At 74.5% G+C, this 8,978-nt stretch carries 6 protein-coding genes and 1 riboswitch; of the genes, 3 read left to right on the top strand and 3 right to left on the bottom strand.

Features of this window, described 5'->3' with window-relative positions:
* Nucleotides 1-68: 68 nt before the first annotated feature.
* On the top strand, nt 69-1,448 hold the full coding sequence (locus AB0C69_RS32360; protein WP_360358761.1) for an aminotransferase class V-fold PLP-dependent enzyme: 1,380 nt from the start codon (nt 69-71) through the stop codon (nt 1,446-1,448).
* A 6-nt stretch (nt 1,449-1,454) separates the two neighbouring features.
* Here the strand turns inward: AB0C69_RS32360 and AB0C69_RS32365 are convergent, their stop codons facing one another.
* From AB0C69_RS32365 to AB0C69_RS32375, 3 genes are all read right to left on the bottom strand, one after another.
* Entirely contained in the window at nt 1,455-3,953 is a 2,499-nt protein-coding gene (locus AB0C69_RS32365; RefSeq protein ID WP_345186727.1) for a mannose-1-phosphate guanyltransferase, read from the bottom strand.
* Nucleotides 3,950-4,651 carry a CDP-alcohol phosphatidyltransferase family protein gene (locus tag AB0C69_RS32370; protein ID WP_345186729.1) on the bottom strand — a complete coding sequence of 234 codons (702 nt, stop codon included), beginning with the start codon at nt 4,649-4,651 and terminating at the stop codon, nt 3,950-3,952. Before AB0C69_RS32370 ends, AB0C69_RS32365 begins: the two co-directional genes overlap by 4 nt.
* Nucleotides 4,652-4,786: 135 nt before the next feature.
* Entirely contained in the window at nt 4,787-5,953 is a 1,167-nt protein-coding gene (locus tag AB0C69_RS32375; protein WP_360358762.1) for a sensor histidine kinase, read from the bottom strand.
* 191 nt (nt 5,954-6,144) lie between these two features.
* Here AB0C69_RS32375 and AB0C69_RS32380 point away from each other — a divergent pair, with 191 nt between their 5' ends.
* Nucleotides 6,145-7,149, top strand: a complete 1,005-nt coding sequence (locus AB0C69_RS32380; protein ID WP_360358763.1) for a hypothetical protein — start codon at nt 6,145-6,147, stop codon at nt 7,147-7,149.
* Between the two features lie 49 nt (nt 7,150-7,198).
* Nucleotides 7,199-7,312: riboswitch (TPP riboswitch) on the top strand.
* Nucleotides 7,308-8,978 (top strand): phosphomethylpyrimidine synthase ThiC (gene thiC, locus AB0C69_RS32385; protein WP_360358764.1); only part of this gene is annotated, 1,671 nt, incomplete at its 3' end. It overlaps the preceding riboswitch by 5 nt.

The raw sequence follows: 8,978 nt of genomic DNA on the forward strand, positions 1-8,978 counted from the left end.
GGCATGGGCTGGCGCGGCGTGGACCTCGAACCGCTCCGGCCGCCCGGAATTCCCCTGACGTCGACCTCATGCCCGGCTACGCGGAGACGCGACCGCTGGACGAGCTGCGGGCCGCCGAGTACGCCTACCTGGACGAGCAGACGTACCTGGACTACACCGGCTCGGGCGTCGCCGCCGCCGCGCAGATCCGCGCGCACGCCGAGCGCCTCGCGGGGCGCTGCTTCGGCAACCCGCATTCGGAGAACCCCACCTCCAGCGCCTCCACGGCCCTCGTCGAGCGGGCCCGGCGGGCGGTCCTGGCGTTCTTCAACGCCTCCCCCGAGGAGTACGCGGTGGTGTTCACGCACAACGCCACCGGCGCATGCCGCCTCGTCGGGGAGGCCTATCCGTTCGAGCGGGGCGGGCGCCTCGTCCTCACCGGCGACAACCACAACTCGGTGAACGGGATCAGGGAGTTCGCGAGGGCGCGCGGAGCCGAGGTCGCCCACGTGCCCGTCCGCGGGCCCGACCTGCGGGTCCGCGAGGCCGACCTCGCCGCGGCGCTGGGCGGCGCCGGCGGCCTGCTGGCCTTTCCCGCGCAGAGCAACTTCAGCGGCGTCCGGCACCCGCTGAGCTGGGTCGACCTCGCCCACGCGCACGGCTACGACGTGCTGCTGGACGCGGCCGCCTTCGCGCCCGCCGGCCGCCTCGACCTCAGCCGGGTCCGGCCCGACTTCGTCCCCGTGAGCTGGTACAAGGTGTTCGGGTACCCGACCGGCGTGGGCAGCCTGGTCGCCCGCCGGGACGCGCTGGCCCGGCTGCGCCGCCCCTGGTTCGCCGGCGGGACGATCCAGGCGGTCAGCGCGCTCGGCGGCTGGCACGTGCTCGCGCCCGACGAGACCGCGTTCGAGGACGGCACCCTGAACTTCCTGTCCATCCCCGACGTGGAGTTCGGCATCGGCTGGGTCGGCGGCATCGGCATGGACCTCGTCCAGCGCCGCGTGGAGTGCCTGACGTCGCTGCTCCTTCGCCGCCTCGCGGACCTGCGCCACGCCGACGGCTCCCCCCTGGTCCGGGTGTACGGGCCGGAGGGCGCCGGCGGGCGCGGCGGCACCGTCGCGTTCAACGTGCTCGACCGCCGCGGCGCGGTCGTGGACGAGCGGATCGTGGCCCGCGACACCGCCGCCGCGGGCATCTCGATCCGGACCGGCTGCTTCTGCAACCCCGGCGCGGGCGAGGGCGCCTTCGAGATCCCCGAGCAGGCCCTGCGCCGGACCGCCCGCCTGCGCATGCGGACGCTCGACGACTACCTGGGCGTGCTCGGGCTGCCGAGCGGCGGCGCGGTCAGGGCGTCCCTCGGCCTCGTGTCGAACGTCGCCGACGTGGAGCACCTCATCGCGTTCCTCGGCGCGCGCTACGCCGATCGGGAACCCGACCGGACCGGCCTCAGGCCCCGCGAACGCTGCTGAGGACGCTCAGGAGCCCGCGCGCTCGACGACGGCGGCCCACTCCGCCAGCAGCGCCTGGGCGGTGTCGGCGTCCGGCCCCTCGGCCCACAGGTGCGTCACCGCCTCCGCGGGATCGGGCAGGACGAGGACCCAGCGGCCGTCGCCCTCCACCACCCGCACGCCGTCGGTGGTGTCGAGCGTCCGGTTCCCCGCCGCCTCCACGACGTGCCGCATGACGCTCCCCTTGGCCGCCCACGGCGTCGGGACGGAGCGGCGCAGCAGGTGCGCGTCGGGGATGCGGCGGTCGATCTGCGACAGCGTCAGCCGCGTCCGCGCGACCAGGCCCACCAGCCGGACGAACGCCGCGATGCCGTCCACGGTGCCGCTGAACTCGGGCATCAGGAACCCGCCGCGCCCGTCCCCCGCGAAGACCACGCTCGGCTGCGCGGCCGCCTTGGTCAGCACGTCCTGGGACGTGGAGGTCCACTCGACCTGCACGCCGTGGAACCGGCACACCTGCTCGGCGACCCGCGTCGTCGTCACCGGCAGCGCCACCTTGCCGCCCCGCCGCTCGGCCGCGACGAGGTCCAGCATCACCAGCAGGGCCCGGTCGTCGCCGACCAGCTCGCCGTTCTCGTCCACCAGGGAGATCCGCTCCCCCACCGGGTCGAACCGGACGCCGAACGCGGCCCGCGACGAGGACACCAGCTCGCCGAGCCGCTCCAGGTCGCGCATCCGCTCGGCGAGCGTCTCGGTCGGGTTGGCCTCGTCCAGCCCGGCGTTGCGGGTGAGGACCTCCACGCCGACCTTGCCGAGCAGGTTCGGCAGCACCAGCGAGGCCACCCCGCCCGCGCAGTCCAGGACGATCTTCAGTCCGGCCTCGCGGACGCCGCGGATGTCGACGCGGCGCAGCAGGTCGCGGGTGTAGGTCTCCACGACGCGCGGGGGGTAGGTCAGCTCGGCGATCTCGCCGGGGAACGCGCGGCGGTACTCCTGCCGCCCGAAGACGCGCTCCAGCTTGCGCTGCGCGCCCTGGGACAGGTCGGCGCCGTCCGCGTCCAGGAACAGGATGTCGACGCCCTGCGGGTCGCCGAGCGTGGTGCGGATGTAGATCCCGCCGACGCTGTCCTCGCGGCCGGTCTCGAACCGGGCGACGGTCAGCGGCGTCGCCTCCAGGTCCTGGACGTTGATGGCGCTGGCGGTGAGCGCGCTGTTCACCGCGCGCTTGAGGGTGCGGGCGGCGCGGGAGACGTCCCGTCCGGTGACGACGGTCGTGCCCTTCTTCAGCGTCGTCGCGTAGGCGGAGGCGAGCCGCACCGCCAGCTCGGGGGTGATCTCCACGTTGACGAGGCCGGAGACGCCCCGCGGCCCGAACAGGTTGCGCTGCCCCCGCGACTCCCAGATCACGCTGGTGTTGACGACGGCGCCGGCCTCGATGGTCTTGAAGGGGTACACCTTCACGCCGCTGGACACGTACGCCTCGGCCTCGATGACGCACTCGTCCCCGATGACGGCGCCCTCCTCCACGCGGGCGCCCGCCATGATGTCGGTGTTCTTGCCGACCACGCAGCCCCGCAGGTTCGTGGACGGCGCGACGAACACGTTGTCGTGGACGATCGCGCGGTGCAGGAAGGCGCCCTCCTTGACGACGACGTTGCTGCCGAGCACGGTGAACTCGCGCAGTTCGACGCCCGCCTCGACCTTCGCGTAGTCGCCGATGTAGAGCGGCCCCTTGAGGACGGCCTCGGCGTCCACCTCCGCGCCTTCGGCGACCCACACGCCCGGCGACATCTCGAAGCCGTCCAGCTCGATGCCGACCTGCCCGGAGAGCATGTCCGCCTGCGCCTTCAGGTAGCTCTCGTGGGTGCCGACGTCCTCCCAGTAGCAGTCGGCCACGTACCCGAACAGGCGGGCGCCCTCGGCGAGCAGCTTCGGGAAGACGTCCCCGGACCAGTCGACCGGCTCGCCCTCCGCGACGTGCTCCAGGACCTCCGGCTCCATCACGTAGATGCCGGTGTTGACGGTGTCGGAGAACACCTGGCCCCAGGTGGGCTTCTCCAGGAACCGCTGCACGCGCCCCGCGTCGTCCACAATGATGATCCCGAACTCCAGCGGGTTCGGGACGCGCTTGAGGCCGATGGTGACGAGCGCGTCGTTGCGCTCGTGGAACCGCACCATGTCGGTCAGGTCGATGTCGGTGAGGGCGTCCCCGGAGATCACCAGGAAGCGGTCGTCGCGCAGCGCCTCCTCCGCGTTCTTCACGCTGCCGGCGGTGCCGAGCGGGACCTCCTCGGTCGCGTAGCTCAGCGACATGCCGAGCTCCTCGCCGTCGCCGAAGTAGTTGCGGATCAGCGCGGCCAGGAACTGGACGGTGACGACGGTCTCGCCGAACCCGTGCCTCTTCAGCAGCCGCAGCACGTGCTCCATGATCGGCCGGTTGACGAGCGGCAGCAGGGGCTTCGGCTGGTTGGCGGTCATCGGACGCAGCCGCGTCCCCTCGCCTCCCGCCATCACGACGGCCTTCATCGGGGGGTCTCAGCTCCCTTCTGGCCGCCGGCCGGCGGTTCCGCGCCCGGCCCCTCCGCGGCCCCCGGATCGCCCGCCCCGGGCTCGCCGCCCGGCCCGGAGGACGGGGGCGGGGCGCCGCGGCCGGCCAGCACCAGCCGCCGCGTCTGCTCCCAGTAGAGGACCGCCGCCCACCAGTACAGGGCCGTCCCCCAGACGGCGAAGGCCCATCCGACGACCCGCGCCGCGGTGCCCGCGGCGCCGCCGTGGTCGCCGAGCAGCAGCAGCGGGAAGGAGTACAGCAGGCACATCGTCGCCGCCTTGCCGATGAAGTGCACGGGCAGCGTGCCGCCGTACCCGAGCCGCCGCACGATCGGCGCGATCGGCAGGATCGACACCTCGCGGGCGACGAGCGCGAGCACCAGCCACAGCGGGATGATGTCGCGGATGGTGAGCCCGACGAGCGTGGCCAGGATGTAGAGGCGGTCGGCGGCCGGGTCGAGGACCATGCCGAGCTTGCTCGTCTGGTTGAACGCCCGAGCCAGCTTCCCGTCCAGCCAGTCCGACAGCCCCGCGAACACCAGCAGGCCGAGCGCCCACCAGTCCGCCTCGACCAGGACGAGCCACAGGAACAGCGGGACGCCCAGGAGCCGGGCGAGGCTCAGGATGTTGGGCACCGTGAAGATCCGGTCCTGTGGGGCCTCCTGCAAAGTGCTCACCGACGTGTCGCCTCCCCTGGTCCCCTTGATCCTGACCCTATCCGTAAGGGGTGGAAAGCCCCCCGGCGGTGTCGGCGTCGGAAGTCGGGAGGGTTCCGGCGGGCGGGCGCCGCCGGCGCCTCCCGGGGGCGCGCGTCACGCCCGGTGGGGCGCGGCGGCGTTCTCCAGCGGGAGGACGGCGGTGACGACGAACCCGCCGGACTCCCCCGGCCCCGCGTCCAACGTCCCGCCCACGCTGCGCGCCCGCTCGATCATCCCGAGGATCCCGAACCCCTCGGGCGGGCCGCCGGACGGCCCCCGGCCGTCGTCGGAGACCCGGACGACGAGGCTCCCGCCGTCGCGCTCCAGGCTCACCGTCGCGCGCCTCGCGGCGGCGTGCTTGACAACGTTGGTCAGGGCCTCCTGGACGATCCGGTACGCCGCGACCCCCGTCTCCGGGGGCGGCGTCCCGACGTCCCCGTCCCGCAGGTCGACGTCGATCCCGCCGCCGCGCGCCGCGTCGACGAGGCCGGCGAGGGCGTGGAGGCCCGGCAGCGTCTCGGGGGCGCCGACGTCGGTGCCGCGCAGGACCTGGAGCGTGCCGCGCAGCTCGATCCGCGCGTCCCGGCACGTCGAGGCGATGGAGGCGAGCGCGTCGGCCAGCTCCTCCCGGTCGAGCGGCCGGTCCCCGCGCACCAGGTGGGCCGCGGCGCCGGCCCGCACGCCGATCAGGGTGATGCTGTGCGCGAGCAGGTCGTGCAGGTCGCGGGCGATCCGCAGGCGCTCCTCGGCGACCCGCCGGCGCGCCTCCTCCTCCCGGGTGCGCTCGGCCCGCTCGGCCCGCTCGGTGATCGTCGCGAGCCGCGCCCGGTGCACCCGCCACACCTGGACGGCGATGACGACCGACACCACGGCCTCGATGACGGCGATCTGCTCGCGCAGGGATCCGCCGCCCGCCCGCATCGCCGCGCCGACCACGCAGACGGCGAGCAGGCAGCCGACGACGCCGAGGACGATCCGCACCCGGCGCCCGAGCACCGCGTAGGCGAACAGCGCGACCACCTCGGCGGGCACCAGCGCGTGGTGCTGGTACTGCGCCAGGTGGTAGGGCAGCACCAGGACCACCAGTGCCAGCAGGCCGGGGGCCGGCCACCGCCGGATCACCGCGAGCGGGACGTGCGCGGCCACCAGGAGCACCGCGCCGGGCGCGTCCAGGCCCCGCACGCCGGGCCACAGCACCGCGGCGGCGGCCGCGGCTCCCGCCAGCGCCGACGCCGCCAGGGCGTCCTTCACCGTCACCTCGACCCGGGGCACCGTCAGCACGCGCCCATTCTCCCCCACGCACGCGATCTTCGCGCCGCGGCCCGCGCCCCCGCGCGACCGGTCCTTTCGGCGCCCCCTGCGCGGCCGGAGGCCCGCCCTATAGTTCTGCAAACCCCGTCACGAAGGGCCGACAGTTGTCCGTCCCCCCGCCTGCTGTCCCCCCGCCTCCCGTCCCCCCGCCCGGGCTCCGGATGACGCTCGGCGCGCGGGCCTACCGATGGCCGCTCCGCGTCCTGACCGCCGCGCCGGCGGCCGGCGCGGCCCTCCTGCTCGCGGCCCGCCCCGGCACGGGACCGCTCGACCCGGAGAGTGCCCGCCGGCCCCTGCTGCTCTGCGGCGGCGGCTGCCTGCTCGCCGCCCTGGCCGCCCTCATCTGGGCGGCCCGGCTCCACCGGGCCCGCCTCATCGTGACCATCGGCGAGCAGGGGGTGACCCTCCGCCGCAGTGGGCGGGAGGCGGCCGTCCCGGCCGGAGCCGTGGAGGCGGTCGGGATCAGGTGGCCCGTCGACGACCCGGTGTGGACGCTCTGGCTCGACCCGGAGCGGGCGCCCGGCGTCGAGGCCGTCGCCGAGGTCGACGGGAACGCGGTGACCCTGCTCAGGGGCGGGTCGCTGCCGTCCGGATGGCTCCCGGCCGTCCGGACGGCGACCGCGGACCGCCTCGGCGCCGCCTGGCGGGTCGTCGACGACGAGGGCCGGGAGGTCCCGCCGCCCGCGGCGGGTGCCCTGGCCGGGGCCCGCCGCATCGTCGTGGACGGCGCGGGCCGGTACCGCGACCGGGCCGGCGGCGCGGTGCTCGCCGTGGCCTGCGGCCGGCGCGGCAGGCGGACCATCGTGCTTCGCGACCCCCACGCCGCCGCGCTGCTGATGGTCCGCGGCCCGTCCCGGCTGCCGGGACGCGACCGCGTGCGCGTCCTCGACGCGGACGGCCGTCCTCTCGGATTCGTGCGCGGCCTGCCCGAGCCGTCCTTCCACACCGCCGGCGGGATGCTCCTCGGCACCACCCGCGCCACCGGCGGCGGCCGCGTCGTCACCGGCGTCGACGGCCGCCGCTCGGCCACGCTGCGCATCATCGGCGACGCCGAGGCCCGGGTGGAGCTGGAGCGGTCGCCGTCCGCCCCCGACCCCCTCCGCACCCTGGTCCTGGCCCTGCCCCTCGCGATCCCCTCGCGCGACCTCCGCGCGGGCGCGTTCTAGCCCATGGGCGGCGGTTGCGGCAACCGGGGCCGCCCGGGTTAACGTCGTGGCGACAGATCGCGGGGGCCCGGCGAACCGGGCTGAGATAGCGGCTGGGACGGCCGCTGACCGCATGAACCTGACCGGGTAATGCCGGCGTAGGGAGAGATCGAGTCGTCATGACCGAACCTGTGGTTCCCGCTGCCCGCAAGACCTACCTCCAGGGCTCCCGCCCGGAGATCCGGGTCCCGATGCGGGAGGTGCCGCTGACCAACGGCGACGTCGTCGTCCTGTACGACACGTCCGGGCCGTACACCGATCCAGAGCAGGAGACCGACGTGCGCAGGGGGCTGCCGCCTCTGCGGGAGTCCTGGATCGCCGAGCGCGGCGACACCGCCCCGTACGAGGGGCGGGCGGCGCGCCCCGAGGACGACGGGCGCCGCTCGTCGCCCTCCGCGCTCCCCCCGGGCGCGGGCGGGCGCCTCCCCCAGGCCGACGGCGAGGGCGCCCTGCCGCGGCGGCCGCGGCGCGCCACCGGCGGCGCGGTGACGCAGCGCGCCTACGCGCGGCGCGGGGAGATCACGCCGGAGATGGAGTTCGCCGCGCTGCGCGAGGGCGTGGCGCCGGAGTTCGTCCGGGACGAGCTGGCCGCCGGGCGCGCGGTGCTGCCCGCCAACGTCAACCATCCCGAGATCGAGCCGATGGTGATCGGGCGGAACTTCCTCGTCAAGGTCAACGCCAACATCGGCAACTCGGCCGTCGCGTCCTCGATCGAGGACGAGGTCGAGAAGATGACGTGGGCGACCCGCTGGGGCGCCGACACGATCATGGACCTGTCGACGGGCCGCGACATCCACACCACGCGCGAGTGGATCCTGCGCAACTCGCCCGTGCCGGTGGGGACCGTCCCGCTGTACCAGGCGGTGGAGAAGGTCGGCGGCGACCCGGCGGAGCTCACCTACGAGGTCTTCCGCGACACCGTGATCGAGCAGGCGGAGCAGGGCGTGGACTACATGACCGTCCACGCCGGGGTGCTGCTGTCCTACGTGCCGCTGACGGCGCGGCGCAAGACGGGGATCGTGTCGCGGGGCGGATCGATCATGGCGGCCTGGTGCCTGGCGCACCACGAGGAGAACTTCCTCTACACCCGCTTCGAGGAGCTGTGCGAGATCTTCGCCGCCTACGACGTGACCTGGTCGCTGGGGGACGGGCTGCGCCCGGGCTCCGTCGCGGACGCCAACGACGAGGCCCAGTTCGCCGAGCTGCGCACCCAGGGCGAGCTGACGCGGATCGCGGCGCGGTTCGGCAACCAGGTGATGAACGAGGGCCCCGGGCACGTCCCGATGCACAAGATCAAGGAGAACGTCGACCTGCAGCAGGAGTGGTGCGACGGCGCTCCGTTCTACACCCTCGGCCCGCTGACCACCGACATCGCTCCCGGCTACGACCACATCACCTCGGCGATCGGCGCCGCGATGATCGGCTGGCACGGCACCGCGATGCTCTGCTACGTCACGCCGAAGGAGCATCTCGGGCTGCCGGACCGCGAGGACGTCAAGGCCGGCGTGATCGCATACAAGATCGCCGCGCACGCCGCCGACCTCGCCAAGGGCCATCCGGGCGCGCAGGCGTGGGACGACGCGCTGTCGGAGGCGCGGTTCGACTTCCGCTGGGAGGACCAGTTCAACCTGTCCCTGGACCCCGGCACCGCGCGCGCCTTCCATGACGCGACGCTCCCGGCCGCGCCGGCCAAGAAGGAGGCCAAGGACCGCGAGGAGGGTGAGAAGGAGGAGCCGGAGGCGAAGCAGCACGAGGAGAAGGAGAAGCAGGAAGGCGAGAACGAGCCGGAG

The organism is Actinomadura sp. NPDC048032 (assembly GCF_040653175.1).
GTDB classification, from domain to species: Bacteria; Actinomycetota; Actinomycetes; order Streptosporangiales; family Streptosporangiaceae; genus Spirillospora; species Spirillospora verrucosospora.

Excerpts from the sequence above, each read along its gene's own strand:
- AB0C69_RS32365 (WP_345186727.1), bottom strand. The coding sequence starts at position 3,953 with ATGAAGGCCGTCGTGATGGCGGGAGGCGAGGGGACGCGGCTGCGTCCG.
- AB0C69_RS32360 (WP_360358761.1), top strand. The coding sequence starts at position 69 with ATGCCCGGCTACGCGGAGACGCGACCGCTGGACGAGCTGCGGGCCGCC.
- AB0C69_RS32380 (WP_360358763.1), top strand. The coding sequence starts at position 6,145 with ATGACGCTCGGCGCGCGGGCCTACCGATGGCCGCTCCGCGTCCTGACC.